The sequence below is a fragment of the Thermococcus sp. AM4 genome (assembly GCF_000151205.2).
Taxonomy (GTDB): Archaea; Methanobacteriota_B; Thermococci; order Thermococcales; family Thermococcaceae; genus Thermococcus.
The window spans coordinates 888175-912217 of the sequence record NC_016051.1; the positions used below are offsets into that span (position 1 = coordinate 888175).

At 57.0% G+C, this 24043-nt stretch carries 27 protein-coding genes and 1 tRNA gene; 20 read left to right on the plus strand and 8 right to left on the minus strand.

The genetic code is table 11. The features are described 5' to 3' along the window. Positions 1-55 precede the first annotated feature (55 nt). Genes TAM4_RS04870 through proC form a run of 11 tightly spaced genes read left to right on the plus strand, consistent with a single transcriptional unit; the run spans position 56 to position 8368 of the window. Positions 56-937: an ATP phosphoribosyltransferase regulatory subunit gene (locus TAM4_RS04870; RefSeq protein WP_014122133.1), complete on the plus strand. Its 882-nt coding sequence runs from the start codon at positions 56-58 to the stop codon at positions 935-937. After that, positions 934-1551, plus strand: a complete 618-nt coding sequence (gene hisG, locus TAM4_RS04875; RefSeq protein WP_014122134.1) for an ATP phosphoribosyltransferase — start codon at positions 934-936, stop codon at positions 1549-1551. The genes TAM4_RS04870 and hisG overlap by 4 nt, the downstream gene beginning before the upstream one ends. Further along, positions 1541-2668 (plus strand): histidinol dehydrogenase, encoded by a 1128-nt coding sequence (gene hisD, locus TAM4_RS04880; RefSeq protein ID WP_014122135.1) that lies wholly within the window; start codon positions 1541-1543, stop codon positions 2666-2668. The genes hisG and hisD overlap by 11 nt, the downstream gene beginning before the upstream one ends. Further along, on the plus strand, positions 2665-3201 hold the full coding sequence (hisB, locus tag TAM4_RS04885) for an imidazoleglycerol-phosphate dehydratase HisB (protein WP_014122136.1): 537 nt from the start codon (positions 2665-2667) through the stop codon (positions 3199-3201). Before hisD ends, hisB begins: the two co-directional genes overlap by 4 nt. Next, the gene (gene hisH / locus TAM4_RS04890; RefSeq protein ID WP_148258622.1) at positions 3198-3794 is read left to right on the plus strand and encodes an imidazole glycerol phosphate synthase subunit HisH; all 597 of its coding nucleotides are present in this window, start codon (positions 3198-3200) and stop codon (positions 3792-3794) included. Before hisB ends, hisH begins: the two co-directional genes overlap by 4 nt. Position 3795: 1 nt before the next feature. Beyond that, entirely contained in the window at positions 3796-4494 is a 699-nt protein-coding gene (gene hisA / locus TAM4_RS04895; RefSeq protein WP_014122138.1) for a 1-(5-phosphoribosyl)-5-((5-phosphoribosylamino)methylideneamino)imidazole-4-carboxamide isomerase, read from the plus strand. Next, positions 4476-5234 (plus strand): imidazole glycerol phosphate synthase subunit HisF, encoded by a 759-nt coding sequence (gene hisF / locus TAM4_RS04900; RefSeq protein ID WP_014122139.1) that lies wholly within the window; start codon positions 4476-4478, stop codon positions 5232-5234. Before hisA ends, hisF begins: the two co-directional genes overlap by 19 nt. A 9-nt stretch (positions 5235-5243) precedes the next feature. Then, positions 5244-5873 (plus strand): bifunctional phosphoribosyl-AMP cyclohydrolase/phosphoribosyl-ATP diphosphatase HisIE, encoded by a 630-nt coding sequence (gene hisIE, locus TAM4_RS04905; RefSeq protein ID WP_014122140.1) that lies wholly within the window; start codon positions 5244-5246, stop codon positions 5871-5873. Then, positions 5870-6886, plus strand: a complete 1017-nt coding sequence (gene hisC, locus TAM4_RS04910; RefSeq protein ID WP_014122141.1) for a histidinol-phosphate transaminase — start codon at positions 5870-5872, stop codon at positions 6884-6886. Before hisIE ends, hisC begins: the two co-directional genes overlap by 4 nt. After that, positions 6870-7595 (plus strand): HAD family hydrolase, encoded by a 726-nt coding sequence (locus TAM4_RS04915; protein ID WP_014122142.1) that lies wholly within the window; start codon positions 6870-6872, stop codon positions 7593-7595. Before hisC ends, TAM4_RS04915 begins: the two co-directional genes overlap by 17 nt. Then, the gene (gene proC / locus TAM4_RS04920; protein WP_014122143.1) at positions 7592-8368 is read left to right on the plus strand and encodes a pyrroline-5-carboxylate reductase; all 777 of its coding nucleotides are present in this window, start codon (positions 7592-7594) and stop codon (positions 8366-8368) included. Before TAM4_RS04915 ends, proC begins: the two co-directional genes overlap by 4 nt. 24 nt (positions 8369-8392) lie before the next feature. Here the strand turns inward: proC and TAM4_RS04925 are convergent. After that, positions 8393-8470, minus strand: a tRNA-Arg gene (locus TAM4_RS04925). 89 nt (positions 8471-8559) lie between these two features. Between TAM4_RS04925 and TAM4_RS04930 the strand changes: the two genes are divergently transcribed. Continuing rightward, a complete protein-coding gene (locus TAM4_RS04930) occupies positions 8560-9426 on the plus strand; it encodes a toprim domain-containing protein (RefSeq protein WP_014122144.1) in 867 nt (288 codons plus the stop codon). A gap of 8 nt (positions 9427-9434) precedes the next feature. Next, positions 9435-10286: a site-specific tyrosine recombinase/integron integrase gene (gene xerA, locus TAM4_RS04935; protein ID WP_014122145.1), complete on the plus strand. Its 852-nt coding sequence runs from the start codon at positions 9435-9437 to the stop codon at positions 10284-10286. An 8-nt stretch (positions 10287-10294) separates the two neighbouring features. Here xerA and TAM4_RS04940 read toward each other — a convergent pair whose 3' ends face one another. After that, complete coding sequence (locus tag TAM4_RS04940; RefSeq protein WP_048150007.1) at positions 10295-11263, minus strand: ribose 1,5-bisphosphate isomerase; 969 nt, start codon at positions 11261-11263, stop codon at positions 10295-10297. Between the two features lie 153 nt (positions 11264-11416). Here TAM4_RS04940 and TAM4_RS04945 point away from each other — a divergent pair, with 153 nt between their 5' ends. Continuing rightward, positions 11417-11794: a 30S ribosomal protein S6e gene (locus TAM4_RS04945; RefSeq protein ID WP_048150010.1), complete on the plus strand. Its 378-nt coding sequence runs from the start codon at positions 11417-11419 to the stop codon at positions 11792-11794. An 11-nt stretch (positions 11795-11805) separates the two neighbouring features. Here TAM4_RS04945 and TAM4_RS04950 read toward each other — a convergent pair whose 3' ends face one another. Together TAM4_RS04950 and TAM4_RS04955 are read right to left on the minus strand one after the other, a co-directional pair. Next, positions 11806-12447, minus strand: a complete 642-nt coding sequence (locus tag TAM4_RS04950) for an alanyl-tRNA editing protein (protein ID WP_014122148.1) — start codon at positions 12445-12447, stop codon at positions 11806-11808. Between the two features lie 63 nt (positions 12448-12510). After that, on the minus strand, positions 12511-13095 hold the full coding sequence (locus TAM4_RS04955) for a CGP-CTERM sorting domain-containing protein (RefSeq protein WP_014122149.1): 585 nt from the start codon (positions 13093-13095) through the stop codon (positions 12511-12513). 96 nt (positions 13096-13191) lie between these two features. On the opposite strand from TAM4_RS04955, the gene TAM4_RS04960 reads away from it, so the two are divergent. Next, on the plus strand, positions 13192-13998 hold the full coding sequence (locus TAM4_RS04960) for a sugar phosphate isomerase/epimerase (RefSeq protein ID WP_014122150.1): 807 nt from the start codon (positions 13192-13194) through the stop codon (positions 13996-13998). Between the two features lie 2 nt (positions 13999-14000). Here TAM4_RS04960 and ftsY read toward each other — a convergent pair whose 3' ends face one another. Continuing rightward, complete coding sequence (gene ftsY / locus TAM4_RS04965; RefSeq protein WP_014122151.1) at positions 14001-14987, minus strand: signal recognition particle-docking protein FtsY; 987 nt, start codon at positions 14985-14987, stop codon at positions 14001-14003. A 100-nt stretch (positions 14988-15087) separates the two neighbouring features. Continuing rightward, positions 15088-15546: a hypothetical protein gene (locus TAM4_RS04970; protein ID WP_014122152.1), complete on the minus strand. Its 459-nt coding sequence runs from the start codon at positions 15544-15546 to the stop codon at positions 15088-15090. 166 nt (positions 15547-15712) lie between these two features. Here TAM4_RS04970 and TAM4_RS11965 point away from each other — a divergent pair, with 166 nt between their 5' ends. The 4 genes from TAM4_RS11965 to TAM4_RS04990 are packed head-to-tail and all read left to right on the plus strand — an operon-like array spanning position 15713 to position 20536. Further along, positions 15713-17005, plus strand: a complete 1293-nt coding sequence (locus TAM4_RS11965) for a BMP family ABC transporter substrate-binding protein (protein ID WP_014122153.1) — start codon at positions 15713-15715, stop codon at positions 17003-17005. A 57-nt stretch (positions 17006-17062) separates the two neighbouring features. Next, positions 17063-18598 (plus strand): ABC transporter ATP-binding protein, encoded by a 1536-nt coding sequence (locus TAM4_RS04980; RefSeq protein ID WP_014122154.1) that lies wholly within the window; start codon positions 17063-17065, stop codon positions 18596-18598. After that, the gene (locus tag TAM4_RS04985; protein ID WP_014122155.1) at positions 18582-19628 is read left to right on the plus strand and encodes an ABC transporter permease; all 1047 of its coding nucleotides are present in this window, start codon (positions 18582-18584) and stop codon (positions 19626-19628) included. The genes TAM4_RS04980 and TAM4_RS04985 overlap by 17 nt, the downstream gene beginning before the upstream one ends. Continuing rightward, positions 19625-20536 carry an ABC transporter permease gene (locus TAM4_RS04990; protein ID WP_014122156.1) on the plus strand — a complete coding sequence of 304 codons (912 nt, stop codon included), beginning with the start codon at positions 19625-19627 and terminating at the stop codon, positions 20534-20536. The genes TAM4_RS04985 and TAM4_RS04990 overlap by 4 nt, the downstream gene beginning before the upstream one ends. 1 nt (position 20537) lies before the next feature. Here the strand turns inward: TAM4_RS04990 and TAM4_RS04995 are convergent, their stop codons facing one another. Continuing rightward, positions 20538-21518: a metal ABC transporter solute-binding protein, Zn/Mn family gene (locus TAM4_RS04995; RefSeq protein ID WP_014122157.1), complete on the minus strand. Its 981-nt coding sequence runs from the start codon at positions 21516-21518 to the stop codon at positions 20538-20540. Positions 21519-21844: 326 nt separating this feature from the next. On the opposite strand from TAM4_RS04995, the gene TAM4_RS05000 reads away from it, so the two are divergent. Continuing rightward, on the plus strand, positions 21845-23755 hold the full coding sequence (locus TAM4_RS05000; RefSeq protein ID WP_014122158.1) for a DUF4932 domain-containing protein: 1911 nt from the start codon (positions 21845-21847) through the stop codon (positions 23753-23755). On the opposite strand, the gene TAM4_RS05005 is transcribed toward TAM4_RS05000, so the two are convergent. Then, on the minus strand, positions 23737-24039 hold the full coding sequence (locus tag TAM4_RS05005) for a hypothetical protein (RefSeq protein ID WP_014122159.1): 303 nt from the start codon (positions 24037-24039) through the stop codon (positions 23737-23739). The genes TAM4_RS05000 and TAM4_RS05005 overlap by 19 nt on opposite strands. Between the last annotated feature and the right edge of the window lie 4 nt (positions 24040-24043).

Here is a 24043-nt window from a genome sequence, read left to right on the forward strand (position 1 = left end):
GCTCCGGGATAGCCTTCATCACCCCTTCTGATGAAACTCAAGGGAGGTGTTATTTGTGGGAAAACTCCTTTTAGCTGACTCTATCCAGCTGTCCAAAGTTGGAAAGGCTTTAAGACGAACCTTCGAGCTCTGGGGCTACGGCGAGGTCGTCCTGCCCACGATAGAGCCCTACGGGGAAACCCTGAGGGGCGGAACGAAGTTCGCCTACAACAACCAATTTTACCTGATAAAGCCCGACGTGACGAGCAGACTGCTAAGAAACTACGACATCGCCTTCGGCAAGCTCTATTACATCGGCGAAGTCCTCGACGGCGGAGTTGAGGGAAGGTGGCAGGCGGGAGTTGAGTTCATCGGCGGTGAGCCGGCCTTCATGACGGCCGAGGTTCTGAGCGTCCTCATAACTGCATTGGAAAGCCTCGGCATTGAGGAGTTCTACATCGACCTCGGGAGCCTTGAGGTCTGGAGAAGGGCAACGGAGGGAATCGAGGATTTCCGGGAAACAATCTGTCGGGCCCTCGAAAGGAGGAACTTCGGGCTCATAGAGAAGCTCCCGCTCGATGAGGAGAAAAAGGAAGAGCTGTGGCGCCTCTTCAACTTCCGCGGGAGGGAAACCGACTACGGCAAGCTCGCCAGAATTCTCGAGCTGGTTGACGACGAGAGGGTTTTCGTGGATTTGGGCACGGTCAGACCGCTTCCCTACTACCGCGACGTAATCTTCGAGGTCTATTCGCCAAAGCTTGGAAAGCCGATAGGCGGTGGAGGGGAGTACTCCTTCAGGGGCAGACCGGCGGTCGGCTTCGCCCTCGACCTCAGGGCCCTCATCGGGCTGGCGAAGGTAAGGGAAAGGGGGAGCAGGAGGTTCCTCAGGGGCATAAGCTCGTTCAGAGAAGCGAGGAAGCTCGTCTCGATGGGCGTTCCGGTGGAGGTGGAAAGATGAGGTTCGTCCTGCCGAAGGGAAGGCTTCTCAGGGGCTCGCTGGAAATCCTGAGGAAGGCCGGCTATAACATCGACAAACCGGGCGAGAGGAAGCTAATCGAGAGGTTCAATGGCAACGAGGTTCTTCTCGCGAGGGCCTTCGACGTTCCCGTTTACGTGGAGCACGGGGTTGACGTCGGCATAGCGGGAAGCGACGCCCTTGAGGAGCGCGGAAGTGACGTTTTCGTCCCTCTGGAGCTTCCCTTCGGAAAGTGCAGGCTCAGTTTAGCGATGCCGGCTGAGAGCGTCGTCCCCCCGGAGGACATGGACGGCTACCGGATAGCGACCAAATACGAGCGGATAGCGAGGAGCTACTTCTCAAAGCTGGGCGTTGAGGTCGAAATCATAAAGCTCAGCGGGAGCGTCGAGCTGGCCCCCAAAGTCGGCGTGGCGGACGCGATAGTGGACATAGTCGAGACCGGCGAAACCCTTCGAGCGAACGGCCTCGTCGAGGTCGAGAAAATCATGGACGTTTCGGCCCAACTGCTCGTCAACAGGATTTCCCAGAAGACGAAGTTCGATGAAATCAACGCCCTGATTCTCGCGATAAAGGAGGTGGTTGGAGATGGAACTTGAGGAGTACGTTGCGGGCATTTTGAGGGACATACGCGAAAGGGGAATCGAAGCGGTCAGGGAGTACTCTCGGAAGTTCGACAGCTACGACGGTCCATTCCGCGTGACGGATGAGGAGTTCGAGGAGGCGGAAAAGCTCGTTCCCGAGAAGGACAGGGAGATAATCGAGCGGACGATAGGGCGACTGTGGGACTACCACGAAAGGCAGAAGCCGGGAGACGAGCTTTTCGTCAAGAACGGCTCGCTCTACGGCCTTATCTACCGCCCGATACGGAGGATAGGAATCTACGTTCCCGGCGGGAAACCGCTCCCCTCGACCCTCATGATGGTCGCCGTTCCCGCGAGGATAGCGGGCGTCAAGGAGATAGCGGTCACGATTCCGCCGAAGGACGGCAGGGTGAACCCCTACGTGCTCTACGTGGCAAAACTGCTCGGCATCGACGAGGTTTACAAGCTCGGTGGGGTTCAGGCGATAGGGGCGATGGCGTACGGCGTTGGAATGAAGAAGGTGGACAAGATATTCGGGCCCGGAAACAGGTTCGTCAACGAGGCCAAGAGGCAGGTGTTCGGCGTCGTGGGAATAGACAGCCTCGCCGGGCCGTCGGAGATAGCGGTCATAGCCGATGAAACGGCCGAGAAGGACTACGTCCTGGTGGACCTCCTCAGCCAGCTGGAGCACGGGAAGGACAGCAAAGCATGGCTTCTGACGACCTCGAAGGAGCTTGCCAACTTCTGCTCCCGCGACGGGATTGAGGTGATACTCTGCGAAAGCCTCGCGGAGTGCGCCGAAAAGACGAACGAGATAGCGCCGGAGCACCTTGAGATAATAACCGAAGACCCGCTCAGCCTGGTTGACCTCATCGAGAACGCCGGGGCGATTTACCTCGGACCCTACACGCCCGTTCCCTCAGCTGATTACTTCCTCGGCGTCAACCACGTCCTTCCGACCGGAGGAACGGCAAAGTTCAGCGGGGTTCTAACGGTGAGGGACTTCATGAAGCCGATAACCCTCGCCCGGGTGAGCAGGGAGGAGTTTCTGAGCGAAAGGGAGCTTGGAATAAGATTGGCGGAGATAGAGGGCATGGAACTTCACAGGAGGAGCATGGAGGTGAGGAGATGAGAAGAACAACGAGGGAGACCGACGTAACTGTGGAGCTTAACTCGACCGGGGAAATAGAGACCGGCGACAGGGTCCTCGAGCACATGCTCACAGCTTTGTTCCACTACATGGGCAGGAGCGCGAGGGTTAAGGCCGAATACGACCTCAGGCACCACCTCTGGGAAGACGTGGGCATAACCCTCGGGGAGGAGCTACGCTCGAAGCTCCCAGAAAGGTTCAGGCGCTTCGGGAGCGCGATTATGCCGATGGACGATGCCTTAGTCCTCGTTGCAGTGGACATCTCTGGAAGGCCCTACGTGAGCGCTGAACTGAGCTTTGAGGAGGGGGAGGAGGGGTTCGAGAAGGCCCTGGCCAGGGAGTTCCTCTGGGGGCTGGCGCGCTCGTTAAGGGCGACAATCCACGTGAAGACGCTGAGCGGAGTAAACGCGCACCACGTCATCGAGGCGACTTTCAAGGGTCTCGGCGTCGCGCTGGGCCAGGCCATTCGCGAGGGCGAGAGGGTTGAGAGCACGAAGGGACTGCTGGAGGTGTGAGCTTGATAGCGGTGGTCGATTTGGGAATAGGCAACCTCGCCAACGTGAGGAAAGCCCTCAAAGGAGTCGTCACGAGCGACCCCTACGAGATTGAGAAAGCTGAAAAGCTCGTCCTCCCGGGGGTCGGCAACTTTGGAGCGGTGATGGAGAGGCTCGAACCGCTGAGGGGCGTTATACTCGACGCGATAACCGATGGAAAGCCCTTCCTCGGGATATGCCTTGGATTACAGCTCCTCTTCGAGGGGAGCGAGGAGAGTCCCGGAAGGTCCGGCCTCGGTGTCTTCAGGGGAAACGTCGTCAGGTTTCAGGGGGTTAGAACGCCCCACATCGGCTGGAACCAGCTGTGGAAGCGGAAGGACTGCCCGCTCTTCAAGGGGATTCGCGATGGCGCGTACTTCTACTTCGTCCACTCCTACTACGCCGAGCCAAGTGAAGAGGAAATAATCGCGGGGGTTACCGACTACGAGTCGAGGGGAAGGAGAGTGGTCTTCACGTCGGCCGTTTGCAGGGGCAACGTTTACGCCGTCCAGTTTCACCCTGAGAAGAGCTGGCGGAACGGTTTGACCGTCATGAGAAACTTCAGGAGGCTTTAGGATGGACGTCTATCCGGCAATCGACCTCATGAACGGAAGGGCCGTCAGGCTCTACAAGGGGAAGCGAGAGGAAGTCAAGGTCTACGGCGACCCCGTCGAGATAGCGGGGCGGTTTAGCGAGTTCGTTGATAAAATCCACGTCGTGGATTTGGACGGGGCCTTTGAGGGCTTCCCTAAGAACCTCGGTGTGGTTGAGAGGATAATCCGCGAGACCGGGCTGAGGGTCCAGCTCGGTGGCGGTCTGAGGAGCTACGAGGCCGTCGAGAGGGCCTACGAAATCGGCGTCGAGAACGCGATAATAGGCACGAAAGCCTTTGATTTGGAGTTCCTGGCCAGAATAACCAACGATTTCGAGGGAATAATCGTCAGCCTCGACTCAAAGGGTGGGAGAATAGCGGTGAAGGGCTGGCTTGAGAGCGGGATTCCGGTTAGAGAGGCCTACGAGACGCTGAGGGGCTACGTTGACAGGTTCATCTACACCTCCGTCGAGAGGGACGGGACCTTAACCGGAATCGAGGAAATCAAGCGCTTTTGGAATAACGAGGAGTTCATCTACGCGGGGGGAGTTTCAGGTATTGAAGACCTGCTGAAGCTTGAGGAAATAGGTTTTTCCGGGGTCATCGTCGGGAAGGCGCTCTACGAGGGCAAGGTCAGCCTCGAAGAACTGCTGGAGGTGGCGGAATGCTCGCGAAGAGGATAATCGCGGCGCTGGACATAAAAGAGGGCAGGGTCGTGAAGGGGATAAAGTTCCGGAACATACGCGATGCTGGCGACCCTGTGGAACTCGCAAAGCGCTACGAGAGCGAGGGGATAGACGAAATTGTCTTCCTCGACATCACAGCATCGTACGAGAAGAGGGGAATTCTCCTCGACCTCGTTGAGAGAATCGCGGGGGAGATATACGTCCCCTTCACCGTCGGAGGGGGCATAAGGACGGTCGAGGAAGCGAGGGAGATAGTCAAGCGCGGGGCCGATAAGGTCTTCGTGAACACCTCTGCGGTCGATAGGCCCGAACTCGTGGGGGAGATGGCCGAGCTGATAGGAACGGCAAACACCGTGGTTGCCATAGATGCGAAGTGGAACGGCTCCTTCTGGGAGGTTTACACCCACGGCGGAAGGAAGGCGAGGGGGATTAATGCTATCGAGTGGGCGAAGACCGTTGAGAGACTTGGAGCGGGAGAAATCCTCCTCACGAGCATGGACACTGACGGGACTAAGGAGGGCTTTGACATAGCGCTCACGAAGGCCGTTGCGGAGGCTGTGGATATTCCTGTGATAGCCTCCGGCGGAGCGGGGAAGCCCGAGCACTTCTACGAGGCCTTCAAAGCCGGGGCCGAGGCGGCTTTAGCCGCTTCAATCTTCCACTACGGGGAATACACCGTCGGCGAGCTGAAGGAGTATCTGGCCGAGAGAGGAATTCCGGTCAGGCTGGACTACTGAGGTGGTAGCATGGGCGCTGATGAGCTGATTGAAAAAGTTGACTGGGAGAAGAACGGCGGAATCGTCCCCGTCATAGTTCAAGACACAAAGGGAGAGGTTCTAACGCTGGCCTACATGGACAGGGAAGCGCTGAGGAGGACCCTTGAAACGGGCTACGCCCACTACCACTCCCGCTCGCAGGGCAGGGTGAGAATGAAAGGTGAAGTCAGCGGAAACACCCAGAGGGTTAAGGAAATCCGGGTAGACTGCGACAGCGACGCGCTCCTCCTCATAGTCGAGCAGAAGGGCGTTGCCTGCCACACCGGGAACTACTCCTGCTTCTACCGGAAGCTGGGCGAGCCTGAGCGCGTTCTGCCGATGGACTACTCGCTCACAATCATTAGGGAGCTTGAGGAGCTGATACGAAAGAGGAAGGAAGAGCCGGTCGAAGGTTCTTACACCTCGGAGCTGTTCAAAGCCGGAAGGGAGAGGATTTACAAGAAGTTCGGCGAGGAAGCGGTGGAAGTTCTCGTTGCCGAGACGCGGGAGGGTCTCATCTACGAAACCGCCGACATGCTCTACCACCTGCTCGTTCTCCTCGCTTACAACGGCGTTTCCCTCGGGGAGGTTATGGCCGAGCTGAGGAGGCGGAGGAAGTGATAAGCGAGCTGGTCAAGTCCTTTCAGCCGTATCGCGTCGTGGAGGGGAACTACCGGATAAGGCTCGACAAGAACGAAAGCCCCTACGACCTGCCGGACTGGGTGAAGGAGGAAATCTTCGAGGAGCTGAGGGAGCTTGACTTCAACCGCTATCCTCACATAACCTCCATGCCGGCGCGGGAAGCGATAGCCGAGTTCTACGGTCTCTCGCCGGACAACGTGGCCGTCGGAAACGGGAGCGACGAGCTGTTGAGCTACCTCGTGAGGCTCTTTGAGGGAAACCATATAATCACGACTCCACCGACCTTCGGAATGTACTCCTTCTACGCGAGGCTGAACGGCGTTCCGGTCGTTGAAGTGCCCCTTCGGGAGGACTTCACGATTGACGGGGAGGCGATAGCCAAAAAAGCAGAAAACGCGAGGGCAATCTTCATAGCATCGCCCAACAACCCCACAGGAAACCTCCAGCCGGAGGAGGAAATCGTCAGAGTCCTCGAAACCGGAAGGCCGGTAATCCTTGACGAGGCCTACGCGGAGTTCGCGGGAAAGAGCCTCTGGAAGCTCATCGAGGATTACAAGAACCTCGTAGTGCTGAGGACGTTCTCCAAGGCCTTCGGAATGGCCGGAATCAGGGCCGGCTACATGCTGGCGGGCGAAGAGGTTGTAGATGCCCTCTACCGGATAAAGTCCCCCTTCAGCGTCGGAATCATGACGATGACGGCCGTGAGGGTGGCGCTTAGACATGCGGACCTGATGGAGAGGCGCGTTAGGAAAATTGTTGAGGAGCGCGAGAGGATGAGGAGAAAGCTCGGGGAGCTGGCCTATCCAAGCGACGCCAACTTCCTCCTCGTTAAGCTCGACGCCTACGAGGAGCTTTTGAAACGGGGCATAGTGGTGAGGAAGCTCTCGGGAAGGCTCGAGGGGCACATACGAGTAACCGTCGGCAGAAGATGGGAGAACGACGCCTTCCTGAAGGCCGTGAGGGAGGTAGCCAGCTATGTGGGTGGTCTTTGACGTGGACGGGACGCTGATAGACGTGGGCGAGAGCTACGACATGGCCGTCAAGCTGACCGTGGAGTACTTCCTCCGGGCCTTCGGGGTGGAGCGGGAAATCGAGCTTGAGTGGGTCAGAAAACTGCGCTCCAAGGGGTGCTTCGGCGACGACTTCAAGGTGAGCGAGGTGCTGATTCTTTTCTCAATGGCGGGCGACGTTGAAGCTCTCGTTGAGGAGTTCCCGGCGGGAGAGGGCATAGAGTGGGTTCGGGAGCGGTTTGGGGTTGGAATGCACCGGGGGAGCATAGAGAGGGTCTTCAACACTTTCTACCTCGGGGAAGCCTATCCCGGAAGGCTCTTCGACTTTTCGGGCCTCTGGAGAAATGAAAAACCGCTCATCGGGGCGGAGCTTTTAAGGGAACTTTCGGAGAAGTTCAGAGTTGGGGTCGTCACGGGCAGGAGCGAGCTTGAGCTTGGATTGGCTGAACAAATTCTCGGCTTCCGCTTTGAAAGGGCCGTAACGAGGGAGCTCGGCCTCAAGCCGAACCCCGACCTGCTTTGGGAGCTGGTGAAAGGTGAAAGAGGGGTTTACGTCGGCGACACGCTCAACGACGAGCTGTTCGTCGAGAACTACCAGAGGGAATACGGGGACTTCGATTTCGTCATGGTCGGGCGGGACGTTGAGAACGTCTCGGAATTCGTTGAAAACCTGCTGGAGGGGTTGAGATGAGGGTTGCCGTTCTGGGAGCTGGAACAATAGGTGGGGCGATAGCGAAGGCCCTGAAAAAGGCCGGATACGATGTCGTTGCGACGAGGAGGATGGTTGAGAAAGCTAAAGAACTGCTCGAGCTTGGAATAGAGGTCATTCCGGACAACAGGAAAGCCGCTGGAGGCGCTGATGTTGTGTTCATCGCGGTGAAGCCCAGTAAGGTCGGCGAGGTCCTCGAGGAGATATCCGACCTAATCGAGGGCAAGCTGGTAATCTCTGTCGTCGCCGGCGTCTCGCTGAAGGAACTGAAGCGCTTCGCGAAGGCGAAATTCGTAAGGGCGATGCCCAACATAGCCGTTCTCGTCGGCGAGTCCTTCACAGCCTACGCGACGGAGCTTGAGGGTAGAGAAATTGAGCTTGTGGAAAAACTGTTGAGGACCTTTGGGGACTGCGTCCGCGTTGAGGAGGAGCACATGGACGCGATAACCGGGCTGAGCGGTTCCGGGCCGGCCTACGTTACCGTCTTCCTCGAGGCGATGATTTACGGCGGTCTGCGCGTTGGCCTGCCGAGGGATTTGGCGAAGAGGGCCTCGCTTCAGACACTCCTCGGGACTGCGAAGCTCCTCATGGAGACCGAGAGGCATCCTGCTGAAGTGAGGGAGTGGGTCATAACGCCTGGAGGAACGACGATAGACGGCGTCTTCGAGCTGGAGGAGGGCAAGATAAGAACCGCTGTAATGAAGGCCGTTGATGCGGCAACTAAGAAGTCGAGGATTCTGTCGAAGAGGGTTTGAGAGTCTTTTTCCCTTCAAATTTTCTGGCGGGCCGGGCGGGATTTGAACCCGCGACCTTCGGCTCCGGAGGCCGACGCTCCATCCAGGCTAAGCCACCGGCCCAACCCCTCGATAGTTGGGATGGACGTTTAAAAATCTAACTCGGCTAAGTTTTTAAGCCGGGCCGATGAAATCGGTTGGGGTGAAAGGGAGTGGCAATAGTCGATGTCAGGATTCTTGTTGAAGGTGCCAGCGACGTTGAGGTCGTGAGCAAGGCCCTCCAGGGCCTGGCGCTGGGAAGCGAGTACAACATAACGATATCCTCGATAATTCCCACGACCAACATAGACATTGCCAAGAGCGCGGCCGCCGGAGCGGACCTGCTCATCATAGCGACCGACGCCGACCGCGTGGGAAGGGAGCTCGCGGAGAGGCTCTTCAACGAGCTCGGGGAAATGGTCGGCCACATCGAGAGGATGAAGCTTCCCCTCGGCCACGATCTGGAGCACGTTGACGTCGAACTCGTGAGGAAAGAACTGAAGAACACCCTCGTAAGGGCCGGTCTGAAGAGCCTGAGGGTCCTCCCGGAGTACATGGAGCTCAGAAAAGAGTTGCTCGACGTTAAAGGCCATTACGACGAGCTGGCCCACCAGTACGAAGAACTGGAGCGCGAATACGAGGAGCTCAGGAGAAAGTACGAGGAGCTCAGAAGCGAGTACCTGAGCCTCAAGCAGGAGAACGAGAGCCTTCAGACCCTTCTTGAAAAGAAGAGCAGGCCTGTGAAGATCGAGGAAGCCTGGAAGGCCCTGTTCCCCGCGGAACCCGTTCCCCCTGAGGAGTTCCTGGCAATAGCAGTTGAAAAGCTCGGCCTCAACGGAAAGATCGTCGTTGGGCAGGGCTACATCTACGCGGAGGAGGAAGAGGCCGTCGGGGAGCTCCTGAAGACTGTGTACCTGAGCATGGCCATCTCAAAGGAGCTCGTTGAGAAGGAGAAACCGGAAGAAAAGGAGCCCGAGAAACAGGAAGAAATAGCCGAGGAAGGCCTTGAAGAGGTAATCCCAGGAATCGAGGAGGACTGAGTGCCGGGATGAACGGAGAGCATTCAACAGTCATCGAGGAGTTCGCAACGTACCTCGACCTCGAGGGCAAGAGCCCGAACACCATAAGGATGTACACGTACTACGTTAGGCGATACCTTGAGCAGGGCGGGGGGCTTGACTTCCGCTCCGCCCTCCGTTTTCTGGCACGCCTGAGGAGAGAAGGCTACTCAAACAGAAGCCTGAACCTCGTTGTGCAGGCCCTTAGAGCTTACTTCCGTTTTGAGGGACTCGATGAAGAGGCTGAAAAGCTCAAACCGCCCAAGGTCCCCAAGAGCCTTCCAAAGGCTCTGACGCCCGAGGAAGTTAGGAAGATCCTCTCGGTTATTCCCCTCACGCGCAGGAGGGACAGGCTGATAGTTCTCCTCCTCTACGGTGCGGGTTTACGAGTCAGCGAGCTCTGCAACCTGAAGAGAGGCGATGTGGACCTAGACAGGGGCATCATAACCGTTCGGGGCGGAAAAGGGGCAAAGGACCGCGTTGTCCCGATTTCCCCGGCACTGGCGGAGGAGATCAGGGCGTACCTCCGGGAGAGAAAAGATAACAGCGAGTACCTCCTCGTCGAGGTCAGGAGGGGGACGAAGGACAGGCTCTCGCCGAAGACCGTCTGGTATCTCCTGAACCGCTACGGCAAGAAGGCCGGCGTCAAGGTAACGCCTCACATGCTCAGGCACAGCTTCGCGACCCACATGCTGGAGAGGGGGGTGGACATAAGGGCGATACAGGAACTCCTCGGTCATTCAAACCTCTCGACGACGCAGATCTACACCAAGGTCACGGTGGAGCACCTCAAGAAGGCACAGGAAAAGGCGAAGCTCCTCGAAAGCCTGATGGAAGAATAAAAGAAAGCTCAGTCCTCCCAGGGCTCGCGGTACTTGAGCGCCCAGCCGAACTCCTCCTTGAGGATGTCTATGGCAGCACTCGGCGGAATGACCCCGCGCTCGGTGATGATGACGTCCACGTACTCAGGCGGGGTGACGTCGAAGGCCGGATTCCAGACCTCGATGTTCTTCGGCCAGGTCTTGAGTTCCTCCTCGGGGATTACCTCGTGGGGGTCGCGCATCTCGATCTCGACGAGCTGGCCGAGCATCGTCTCGGGGTGGAACTTGTAGGTTTCAGCGGCAATCATAGTCCAGACCCTGTGCTCCTTGGCGGTAAGCGCTATCAGGGCAGTTCCAATCTTGTTTATCACAGCGCCGTTGACGGTTATGCTGTCTGCCCCCATGACGACCTTGTCCGTCATCTTCATGTAGTGTCTGGCGGCAGAATCGACGACGTAGATGACCGGGATTCCGTAGCTGGCCAGTTCTTTGGCGGTGATCTTGCCCTGCCACTTGGGTCTCGTCTCGGTCACGATGACCTTGATGTCCTTACCCTGCTCAAAGGCCGTCTTCATGACGCTTATTGCCGCTTTGCTGTGGCAGTGGGTCATTATGACGTCGCCGTCCTCTATTCTCTTGGCTCCTATCTCGCCTATCCTCTCGACGGCCTTCTCGGAGTTGTGGATGAACTCCTTCGCGGCGGTTATTATGACGTACCTGAGCTGCTCCAAATCCGCACCGCTCTGATAGGCGATTTTACCGCGGTGCATGACGTAACGGAGGGCGTTGGGGAGTGAAACGGCCGTTGGCCTGGTCTCGTAGAGTATCTTCGCGGCCTGCTTCATCTCCTCCCAGAACTCGTCGACGGTCTTGGCCTGGCTTTTTTCAGCCTGTATCTGAAGCGCGTAGGCGGCCGAGCGAGCTATCTTTCCAGCCCCGCGTATCTCCATGTTCCTTATCTTCTCCGCTATCTCAAGGACTTCCCTGAGCACCGCCATGCTACCACCTCACATCTGCTTTGGGTAATCAGGGGGTTGGGAAAGGGGGTTTATATCGTTTGCGCAGGGGAAGATTTTTAAATAACCCACTCAACATCACCCGGGAAAGGGCTGGGCCCAATGAATCCCGCTGATGAGTGGAGGTGGGAGGAAATGGCTACGTTTAAGGTCGTTATATCCAACCCGAAGAACGGCATAGCCAGGCAGATAGAGATAAGCGGCGATGCCGCGGAGAAGCTCATAGGCAAGCGCATCGGCGATGAGATCCCGGTTAAGGAGCTCGGCATAAACCTCTCGGAGATCTTCGGCCAGGAGATCCCGGAGGATGCAAAGCTCAAGATAAAGGGAGGCACCGACAAGGACGGCTTCCCAATGAGGCCCGACGTTCACGGCCCGAGGAGGGTCAGGATACTCCTCTCCAAGGGGCCGGGCTTCAGGCCGAAGGAGAAGGGAGAGAGGAGAAAGAAAACCGTCAGGGGCAACACCATAAGCCCCGAGATCGTCCAGATAAACGCGGTCCTCGTCTTCTGAGGACCCTTTTCTCAATCCTCAAGCCATATTTCCAGCCTCTGCTTTCCTTTTCCGAGGCTGGAGCGCTTGAACTTCTTCAGGTGACCGATCTCCTTTATGTCCCTCACGTGGGTTCCGCCGCAGGGGATCACCTCGAAGTCCCTAATCTGGGTGAGTCTCTTCTCCCCTTCCCACCATATCTTCATCTCACCGCCCTCATCGACAAGCCTGTTGAAGGTCTCGATGATCTGCTCTTTCCACTGGTTGACGTTTTCAGGATAGAGGATGTCGTAGCGGCCCTTTTCGACGCTCATTCCGCTCCCGTAGAGCTCCCACTTTCCGGGCAGGACGAGGTTGAGGACGTGCTCGAGCAGGTGCATGGCGCTGTGAATTCTCATGAGTTTGTACCTGTAGTCCCAGTCTATCTTGAGCTCAACCTCGTCGCCGGGCTTGAACTTCTCCGGCTCGGCAACGACGTGCCAGACGTTGCCTTCATCGTCTTTGTAGACGTCCAGAACCTCGATTCCGTTTATCGTTCCCCTGTCGTGGGGCTGGCCGCCGCCCGTCGGGTAGAAGATCGTCTGGTCGAGGAGCAGGGCGTCGCCTTTCACCTCGAGAACCTTCGCCTTGGCCTCCTTGAGGTAGGCGTCCTCGTAGTATAGCTTGCGGGTCATTTAAACCACCGTAGAAAAGAGGGCGCCAAAGCTTAAATGAATATCGAAAAGGGAAAGGGGGATTCAGCGCCTCCTCCTGAGGAACAGGGGAACCATCGCAATCGCGATGATTAGTGCAGGACCGCAGACCTTCTTGTTCTCTTTGCTGGTCGTTGTGGGCGTTTCCTCGGGCTCACCGGCCTTTGTGAAGAGGTACTGGAGCTTCTCAACGATTTTCATCGCCTTCGTGTCGTTGTGGGGCAGGATGTAGTTGCCAGAGGCCAGCAGGAGAAGAGTGCCGTTGTGTTTTATCGCATCCCTCACGATCTGGGGTGTCACCGAAACGTTGTACTCACCCTCTATTACAGCCACGAGAGAACCGTTGTACACTATGCCTATAACCGGAACGCCGGTCACGCCGATCAGGCGGGAGATGTTGTTCATGACCTCGTCGTTGTGCTTGTTCCCGACAAGCTCGTAGTAGGTGAACTTGTCCGCACCGTAGGTCAGCGGGATGAGCTCCCTCATGTGCCTGCAGTGGGGGCAGGTTTTCATCCCGTACATGTAGAAGTGCACCAGGGAAGGGTCGAACTTCCAGTTTGAGGCGCTAACCGGGACCAGAGCCGATGAGAGCAGCAACAGCAGGGCCAGTGCAACAGCTCTTCTCATCCCATCCACCGGTGAGGATTGGGAGGAGGGGGTTATAAGCTTAGCCTCCACCAGATTTTTATACTCTCCGAACGTGCATTCATCAAGGTGAAGGCCATGGAGATAGGTGTAACCGTTTACCCGCGCTTCGTCACCAAGGACAAGAGCCTTGCCTCGGTGCTCGCGGACGTGAAGATAAAGTCGTACGACTTCGTTTCGATCTTCCCTCACACGCTGGGCCTCATAGTGAACGGCCAGGTCGTGGAGAAGAAGCTCAAGAACATTGAGAGCACCCTGAAGGGCGTTGGGATAGACTACATCGTCAGGATGCCAACCTCGATGAACCTGAGGGATCACATCTACCACAGCAGGCACTTCAGAGTTGCCAAGGCCATCGCAGACGTCGCCATAAAGTTAGGAGCCAAGGTCATAGTTATGCAGAGCGGCAAAACTGGCAGGTTGGACCTCGAAATAGAGGCGATCCAGCAGCTGGCGGATATGGTGAAGCCCTTCGGAATAAAGATAGCCCTTGAGAACACATACAGCGTCAAGGACACGCTCTACGTGGTTGACAACGTGAACAGGGACAACGTTGGCTTCGCCCTCGACGTCGCCCACGCGTTCCTGAGCGCACAGGGGGACGAGAACAAACTTCTGGAGGACGTTAAGCTCGGAACCGACAAGACGATCATCCTGATGATCCACGACAACTTCGGAAAGCTCTTCCCTCAGGTCGAGCCTGAAGACGCCCTGGCTTATGGTGTTGGAGACCTCCACCTCCTGCCCGGGGAAGGAAAGATCCCCTTCGGAAAGGTTCTGAAGCTCTTCGGCGACGTTCCGATCCTCCTCAAGGTCAAAGATCCCGACAAGTTCGCGAAGATACCGACGAAAAAAGGATTGATAGAGCTGCTGACCTCTCTCTGACCTCAATTTTCTTCCCCGAAGATCAGGTTCACGAACCACTTCTCGTCGAAGGGCTTTAGATCGTCGTAGCCCTGCCCGACGCCAACGAAGAGTATGGGCGCGCCTATGGCGTGGCTTATGCTCAAAGCTGCCCCACCCCTCGAGTCAGCGTCGAGTTTGGTGAGGATCACGCCGTCTATCCTGACCGCCTCGTTGAACTGCCTGGCCTGGTCGATTATGGAGTTTCCAGCCAATGAGTCGCCCACGAAGATCACCAGATCGGGCTTGGTGACGCGGACTATCTTCTTCATTTCGTCCATGAGGTTCCTGTTGAGCTCGTTCCTTCCGGCGGTATCTACGAGGACAACATCGATCCCCCTCGCCTTGGCGTGCTGTATGGCGTCATAAGCCACAGCGGCAGGATCGGCGCCGTAGGAGTGCTTTATCACCTTAACGCCGACGCGCTTCGCGTGCTCTTCAACCTGCTCTATTGCCCCGGCCCTGAAGGTGTCGCTGGCTGCTATGACCACGCTCAGGCCGTTCTTCTTGAGCCAGTGGGCGAGCTTGGCTATGGTCGTCGTCTTCCCGCTTCCGTTGAAGCCAACGAAGACTATGACGTAGGGCTTCTCCTTCTTGGCCCTTATCTCCTCCAGAAGGTTTATCTTTCTTGGAGGAGTCAGAACCTCCAGAACGGCCTCCTTAACGGCATCCTCAATTATCTTTGCCTTGTCCGTGCCGATCTTGACCTTTCTCCCGACGAGCTTCCGTTTTATGCTCTCCCTGAGCTCGTCCACGACCTCCAGGGCAACGTCCGCCTCAAGGAGCTCGATCTCAAGGTCGTCAAGGGCCCGCTCAACGTCCTTCTCCTTGATCTCGACCTGGAGGAGCCTCTCAAAGAGGCCGGGCTTCTTCTCGGGCTCTGCCTTTTCAACCTTCTTCTCTTCCTCCTCGACGTTCTCCTCGACCCTCTTGACGAAGCCCTTGAGTTTCTCCCTGAGCTTTCCGAACATTCTGATCACCGATCACGGGGGAACTTATTCATATATATCATTATCGGCATCGGCCTCAGCGATAGCTGGTGTCATCACCCTTCAGACCCGAAGCCACACATCATCGGCGCCTCACGAGCTTTGAGGACTCAACGACCCTTCCGTTCTCCAGCCGGTAGAGGTTAACGATCTCCGTATCGACCGTCTCGCGCCTGTAGGCGAGGAGGTAGTCTATAAAGTTTCTGATCGGGTACCTTGATATCGAGTCCCCCACGTACTTGTGCTCGTAGAGGACGACGAGCCTGTCACGATGGGAATCCAGCCACGAGTGAAGCCTTTCCCGCTCATTTCCCGTCCTCGCAAGGGGGTTGAGGATCAGGTAGACATCGAAGTTCTCGTTTTCGAAGGGGTCGCCGATGAAGACCTCTCCCTCAATCTGGAAGGGAAGCCCCTCCGCCAGCACCTTCCACCCCTGTCTGGCCCATTCGTTGAGGATTATCCTCGCTATCCTCTTCGGGTTGCCCGTCATGAGTATCCGTCCGGATTTGAGGTAAAGAAGATCCGTTAGCCTGAGTGCCATTCCCTTTCCTCCACGCGTTGTTAAAGCGAATAACGCAACCCTCTCAAAAATCTTTCGATCCGAGTTAGGGTTTTGTGAGGGGTTTTCTTTTACAGTTTAGCAAACCGCAAACTATATATCCCGTCTTTGCCCATTCAGATCGACAGCTGTATTCAGGGGTGTCCCTATGAAATGGAAAAGCGTGTTCGCACTTTTGGTTGTCGGGCTCGTTGCCCTTAGCGTAGCGGCCAGCGGCTGCATTAGTGGTGGAGGAGAGAAGACTGGGATAAACATTCTCTACACCTACACGGGATCCTTCGGTGACCCGGCCAAAGGAAAGCAGGCGGCTCAGGCCCAGCTCCAGCAGGGTGCGTGGGTTATCTACCAGGTCGCTGGAGGAACCGGTCTCGGTGTCTTCGAGGCCGTTGGCGACTACCTCAAGGCCAACAACAAGAAGATGGGTCCTCCGTTCGCGATAGGAGTTGACTCCGCTCAGGACTGGATTAAGCCCGGCGTTATAATCGCCAGCATGATGAAGCGCGTTGACGTTGGTGTTTACAACGCCGTCAAGCAGGCCGAGGAGAACAAGTTCAAGGGCGGCGTAGTTGAGCTCGGCCTCAAGGAGGGCGGCGTTAAGCTCTCCACCATAGACGACGTTAAGGCCATGTTCGACTCCCTCCCTGCCGACGTCAGGGAGAAGAAGCTCAAGGACCTTGGGTTTAAGAACGAGAGTGAGCTCATCCAGTTCCTCGAGCAGACCAGGAAGCAGGTTCCCGACTGGATATGGCAGGCCGTTGACGACCTCCAGAAGCAGATAATCAACGGACAGATCGTCGTTCCGAAGGCGACCTCCAAGGACCAGATCGAGGAGCTGAGGAAGCTCAGCGACTGGAAGAAGATGGAGGACTACGCCAAGCAGTGGGCGGCCAACGAGCCCAAGCCCGAGACCTACTCCAACGAGACCCTCAACGAGAGGCAGAACACCGGAAAGATAGCCATCGTTTACGACGTCGGCGGCAGGGGTGACCTCAGCTTCAACGACATGGCCTACATGGGTGCCGAAAGGGCAGCTAAAGAGCTCGGCCTCCAGCTCGATGAGCTCCAGAGCAACAGCGAGAACGACTACCTGCCGAACCTCAGGAGCCTCGCCAAGAGCGGTGAGTACGACATCATCATCGCCGTCGGCTTCATGATGACCAAGGCCGTCAAGCAGGTCGCCAAGGAGTACCCGAAGCAGAGGTTCGTCATCATCGACGGTTACGACCCGGAGATGCCCCACAACGTCCAGATGGTCCTCTTCAAGGAGAACGAGGGTTCGGCCCTTGCCGGTGCCCTGGCGGCTTTGATAACGCTTAACGACAACAAGAACACCATCGGAATCGTCCTCGGTATGGAGATTCCGGTTCTCTACAAGTTCGAGGGCGGCTACCGCTTTGGCGCCTACTGGGCCCTTGACTACTACAAGAACCACAAGCAGTGATCTTCTTCCCTCTTTTTGTTTCGCCCTTTCACTTTTTGAGTTCCGGAGGTGAAAGCGATGGAAGAGCGAACTCCAGTGCTCGAGATGAGGGACATCGTGAAGATCTATCCCGACGGCACAAAGGCCCTCAAGGGGGTTACGATCAAGGTTTACGAGGGCGAGATCCTCGGTCTTCTCGGCGAAAACGGTGCCGGAAAGACAACGCTCATGAAGATCCTCTTTGGAATGCTCAAGCCCACGAAGGGCAAGATCTTCCTCAGGGGTAAAGAGGTCCGCTTCAAAAGCCCCGCAGACGCGATAGCGAACGGGATAGGAATGGTTCACCAGCACTTCACGCTCGTCGAGGTCTTCAACGCACTGGAGAACATAATCCTCGGAATGGAGGGACACGGCCTTCTCTCGAAGATCGACGTCGAGAACGCGAGGAAGAAGCTTCAGAAGCTCATGGACGAGCTCAACTTCCAGGTTCCCCTCGACGTTCCAGTCGAGAACCTCCCCGTCGGCGTTCAGCAGAGGATAGAGATCCTCAAGATGCTCTACCGCGACGTTGACATACTCATCCTCGACGAGCCGACGGCTGTCCTCACGCCGATAGAGGTCAAGGAGCTCTTCGCGGTTCTCAGGAAGCTAAAAGCCCAGGGGAAGACGATAATCTTCATCAGCCACAAGCTCAACGAGGTAATGGAGATAACCGACCGCGTCACGGTCATAAGGAAGGGAGAGGTTATAGGAACCGTCAAAACGAGTGAGGCAACGCCCCAGCTCCTCGCGAGGATGATGGTGGGAAGAGACGTCGTGCTGAGGATCGAGAAGCCCCCCAAGGAGCCCGGTGAGGTGATCTTCCGCGTTGAGGATCTGTGGGTGAAGGGAGACAGGGGAGAGGAAGCCGTTCGCGGCCTGACCTTCGAGGTTCGCGCCGGGGAGATATTCGGAATAGCTGGAGTTGAAGGCAACGGTCAGAGCGAGCTCATAGAGGCCATAGCAGGCCTGAGAAAGATCGAAAAGGGCAAAGTTTACCTCAAGGGCGTTGACGTTACAGGAAAGAGGCCGAGGGATCTCTACGATATGGGAGTGGCGCACATCCCCGAGGACAGGACGCACATGGGCCTAATCCTTGAGATGACGGTGATGGAGAACTCAATCCTGGGAATGCACTGGAGGGAGGAGTTCTCCAGGGGACCGCTCATCGACTGGAATAAAGTTGAGGAGCACGCGAAGAGGCTCATAGACGAGTTCGAGATAAGCGCCCCCGGAACCAAGGCCCCGGTGAAGAGCCTGAGCGGTGGAAACCAGCAGAAGCTCATCGTTGCCAGGGAAGTCAGCAAAAAGCCGGAGTTCATCATAGCGGCCCAGCCGACGCGCGGCGTTGACGTGGCTTCGACAGAATACATCAGGAACTACCTCGTCAAGCTGAGGAACGAGGACAAAGCAGTTTTACTCGTCTCGGCCGATCTGGACGAGGTTCTCCAGCTCAGCGACAGGATGGCGATAATGTACGAGGGCCAGTTCATGGGAATAGTCAGGCCCGACGAGGTTACCGAGGAGCAGATAGGACTAATGATGGGAGGTGTTAAGGGTGAACCTCAAGGATGAGCTCAGGGGCTACGTCAAGCCCGTCGCCGAGAGCGTTTTGGCGATACTCATTGGAGCCTTCATAGGTGCCCTCGTCCTCTGGTTCAGCGGATACAGCCCGTTTGAGGCCTACTACTGGCTGATAAGGGGCTCCCTCACGTCTGTTGATGGCATCGCCGAAACCCTCGCAAAGTCCGCGCCGCTGATCCTAACTGCCATAACCTTCGCTATAGGCGCAAGGACCGGACTCTTCAACATCGGTGCCGAGGGGACAGTTTACTTCGGAGCGATGGCGGCGATAATAGTGACCCAGTACCTCCAGAACCCGATAGCGGGCCTTCTCGCCGGCCTTCTCATTGGAGCCCTGTGGGCCCTTCCCGCGGCGGTTCTCAAGGTTTACAGGGGAGTGCACGAGGTCATATCGACGATAATGTTCAACTGGATAGCCTTCTTCATCGTCAGCTGGCTCGCGGTCAGCGTCTACTACAACCCCAAGGATCCGAACAGCACGCTGCCGATTCCCCCATCGGCGAGGCTTCCGCTCCTCGTGAAGAACACCAGCCTCTCCTGGGCCTTCATAATAGCGATCCTCGCGGCCGTTATAATCTTCATCGTGATGTGGCACACCAAGCTGGGCTACGAGCTCAGAACCAGCGGACAGAACCCGAGGGCGGCCGAGTACGGCGGAATCAACCCGAGGCGCTCGGCCATCTGGTCCTTCGTCATCGGCGGAATGACCGCCGGACTGGCCGGGGCCGGAATAGTCATGGGAACGCCCCCGAGCTACGCAATAACCCAGGGACTGGCCAACGTTTACGGCTACGGCTTCGACGGAATAGGCGTCGCCCTCGTCGGCAGGAACCACCCGCTCGGCATAATCTTCTCGGGAATCCTCTTCGGAGCCCTGAGCGCAGGAGCGACCGCGATGCAGCAGCACGCCCACGTTCCGCTGGAGATGATCAAGGTCATCGAGGGAATAATCATCATCGCCGTCGCCGTTCCCGGGTTAATCGACCTCTTCGCCAGGCTCTTCAGGAGGGGTGGGGCATGAACGAGTCGATGATAATAAGCCTCCTCCTCGGCTCACTGGCGGCGATGGTGCCGATAGCGCTGACCAGCATAGGCGCTGTGATAAGCGAGAGGGCCGGTGTCGTGAACATCGGTTACGAGGGAATCCTGATGTTCTCGGCGTTCTTCGGAGCGATGTTCGCCGAACTCGCCGGAAACGGCTGGGTCGGCCTTCTCGGCGGGGCCCTCGTCGGACTGCTCTTCGGAGCTCTCCACGGATTCCTGACAGTGTACCTCAAGGGAGACCACGTCATTCCGGGCATTGGCCTCAACCTCCTCGGCTACGGTGCGGTGGCTTTTGGCATTCGCGCCTACTGGGGAACCGCCGGCCAGCACCAGGTTCCCAACAACGCCCAGATAAGCCCCCTGTGGATGGACGCCTTCGGAAACGCGCTGAGTCCGATGGTGCCGATAACGATAGCGATAGCCGTAATAGCCTGGTGGGTGCTCTTCAAAACGCCCTTTGGACTGAGAATCCGCGCCGTCGGTGAGAATCCAGAGGCGGCCGATGCCCTCGGAATAAACGTCGAGCTCTACCGCTTCACGGCGGTGCTCATAGCCAGCGCATTAGCGGGTGTCGCCGGTGCCTACCTCAGCGTCGACTGGCTCGGAACCGTTACGAAGCAGATTGCCGCGGGAAGGGGTTTCATAGCGCTGGCGAACATGGTCTTCAGCGGCTGGAACCCGCTGATAGCCCTCGGCGGTGCGTTCCTCTTCGGGTTCTTCGACAACCTGGCGATCTACATCCAGAACAACCCCTGGCTGGCGGGAACGATACCCTGGCAGTTCATAGCGACGCTGCCCTACGTGGTTACCCTGATAGTCGTCGCCGGAATAATAGGAAGGGCCAGACCGCCCAAGTGGGACGGCAGGCCCTACAAGCGCGAGTGATTCAGCCCTTCAGCGCGTAGCCGAGGGCGGTGCCAAGGGAAAGACCTGCGAAAAGGGCCGAGAGAACGTAGGCGAGGCTGTAGCCGTTTCCTTTTTTCTCCACCTCAACCCTCTTCTCACCGAGAGCCTTAAGGACGCTCACCGCGTTCTCCCTGAGGACTTCAGTGTAGGGCTTGCCCTCCCAGAAAACAACTACCCCTGCAACGGGCTTCCCGCTCTTCTCTGCCAGCTCGATCGCGGCCTCCTGGAGCTGAACAGGGCTCTGGAGGGAGTAGACAACCACGTCGGACCTCTCGGCAACGGGCACGAGCTCGTCCACACCTTTGGCAGGCACTTCCTCCTCGGGCTTTATCGAGGCCACAGCCTTTATTCCGAGCCACTCAACGGCGTACTGAACGGGGGGCATGTTTATAACCGCGCTCCTGTTTGCGGCAAAGCCTGAGAATGCCTCCTTTATGGCGGTAACCCTCGCCCTGAAGAGATCGAGGTCCCTCCGGTAGGTTTCAGCGTTGGCAGGATCAACTTTCTCGAGGGCACTCTCAGTCGCGGACGCTATCGCCAAGGCGTTGTCGGGATCGAGCCACGTGCCGTGGGGGTTGTCCTTGCCGCCGTACCAGCGCTCGGGGAGGTAGTGGAAGCCCTTAGCCTTGAAGTCGTCGATTAGCAGGATCTCCGCGTTAATAACCCCTTCCTCCTTGAGCTGGGCCATCTTGGCCTCAACGGGCAGATGGCCGCCGGTGGTCACTATAACGTCCGCCCTCTGGAGGAGGTTTATCTGCTCGGCGCTGAGCTGGTACTCGTGCGGATCCGCACCGAGGGGAATCAGCGTCACGACTTCAACCGAGTTCCCGAACGCTTCCTCAACTATCGACGTTATCGGCCCTATGCTCGCCACGACGAGGGGCTTTTCCCCGGCGCTGGCTACCGGGGTAAAGAGGCCCAGGATAAGGAGTATGAGCAGGAGCGCGTAGCCTTTCCTCATGTTAGATCACCCTAATCCGTTATGGCCTCCCTCTTTAAAGGTTGTCGGAAGCACACCAGACTGATGCAAGTGCCTCAAAACGGCCATAAAAACCGAAGAAATGACCGCGATGGTGTGAATTGTTACAGACATTGCATACAAATCGGACATATTATCTCCTTAATCGCGGGTTTAAGCGAGAAAAGGAACGGTGATCACTCCACATCCTCCCCTCGAACCGATTTCCTTTCCGCTCAGTCCTTTTTGAACTATTGAAGAACATTAAAAAGCTTAACTTGGTAGGAAAAAGTTTAAAGTATTCACCCTAAATGTTCCCGGGGATTCTCATGAACAGGAAGGGCACAACCGTGGCAATCCTTCTGATCGTTTTGGTTGTTGGTGTCATTTCGGTATACCTGATCGCCCCGCAGGAGATGGGCGGAACCCATGAGAAGCTCCAGCACAACACCACGATATACCACTTCTCGCCGAACGTCACCGTGGAGATATCACCCTCCCTGGAACTCTTTGGAGTAGTCTACTACCTCGCAATGGGCAACGACACATTCGTTACTGAGAGGGGGGCCTACCTAAACGATGTCCGGAGGTGGTTTTCGCCATTCCGAAATCACGAGGCGGTCAAACTGCTCAGGGAGACCCTTGAAGAGCGCATCAACGAAACACAGCATGAATACGGTGCCTACGCAGGGCTCTGGGTCAAGGGGTACACGATCTTCCTTGTGGAGTACACTCTTTTCAATTGCCCCAACCCTGAGAACATCAACGCCTCCCAGCTCCTCAACAGGAGCGACGTGCAGTGGTTCCCCGAGGAACAGCGGATGTTCCTGAAGAAATTTTTGCCCGCACTCAAAGACTTCGCGGAAAAGAGCAACTTCATGGAGTTCTACAGGAGACACATGAACTACTACAGGGGTGACCTGTCGATCTACGCGAACGCCCTGAAGGAACTGCCCCCCGACAGGTTCATGGAGAAGTACGCGGGCGTTTCTGGTGTCAGGTACCTCTTCGTTCATCCCTACCTGATAATCGCACACGGCCACAACATGAGGGAGAAAATAAACGGAACCACGATCCTCGGAGTCGGCGGCAGCATTCCCCTGGTAAGACGCAGTCCCCAGCGGACGCTCTGGAGCTACGAAACTGCCAAGGATGACCTCCTGAATCTACCCCTGAACAGGGACTACATTGTAAACCAGGGGCTTGATGAGCTGCTCTACCTCGAGTTTATCTACCACGAACTGGGACACGACATCACGATTCCCGCGTTGCAAAACGAATCCTCCGAACTCGCAGGCATGGAGTATTTCGTCGATGTTACGAGGGCCGACATGCCCTATCTAGCGCGCTACGACATGCACTTCCAGAGCAGGGCAGGATTGATCTACGAGGGCTTCGCCGATGCATGGGCCGACTTTGCACTCTCCCACGTTGACAGGGACTATGCAAAACTCATCATGTGGATGCAGCGCGGATGGGGTGAGTTCTGGATAGAGAAGCAGTACGAGCTTACGGAAAAGTACGTGGAGAGGGCAAGAGAGGAGGGGAGACCGTTCTCATACTACGTGCCCCAGATCCTGAGTGGGCTGAGGTCCTTTGTATCGCCGGACAACGTGAGCGAAGTCTACGAGGAAAACGTTCCAGTGACCCCGCTTAGGGCGCTGGACAGGGCAACCGTAACCGGCAGGGTCGTGGTCGTCTACGGCACGGGGGGAACCAACGAGGACGAAAAACAGGCCGTGAAGTCAGCCGCGGAGAAGATAGCGAGTACCCTGAGGAAATTCTACGGGGAGGGGCTCACCGGAACGGAAGTTATACTCAAACCGGACGCCAACGTAACACCCGATGACCTGAAAGGAGAGCTGGTCCTCGTCGGAACCCCGGACGTGAACTCGGTGGTAAAGGATATGGAGGGCAAGTTCCCCCTGTACTTTGTGCGGGAGGGCGATGGCAGGTGGGTGCTCCACAGGAACGGGGAATGGAACGTGACCTCCTTCGTTCTGACGACCCGGAAGGACGATCCTGCGGTAAAGGGAGAGCTCAAAGACACTTCCAGGGTCGCGATCCTGCTGGCGGTGAGGAACCCCAACAACCCTGAGAACTACGTTGTGTGGACCGCAGGAAGCACGGCAGGGCTCACGGGACTGTTCCAGGATCCCGCCTACTACCTCAGCAGCTACGAAATATGGAGTAAGAAAGGAATAGAGCTGGGCTTTTACGTTCAGCCGCTCTCTTCCTGACCCTCTTTTCCGTTCTCGCTCTTTATGTGAGGCTTGCCGATGGCTATCGTGAAGCCCTTGAAGCTGTCGTCCTTCCTGTTGAACTCAATTGCCAAGGGAAGGCCGTTGTCCTCGTTGAAGACTATTCTAACGATTCTGGCCCGGGAGTGGTCGTTCAGGTAGTCCTCCTTCAGGCTCTCGTAGTTGTCTATGACGTTGTCTATGCTCTCGCTGTGCATGTCGTAAATTTCCCGCGCGTAGACGCTGTGGTTCTTGATCTCCTCGACCTTCTTCTCCCTGTCCAAACTA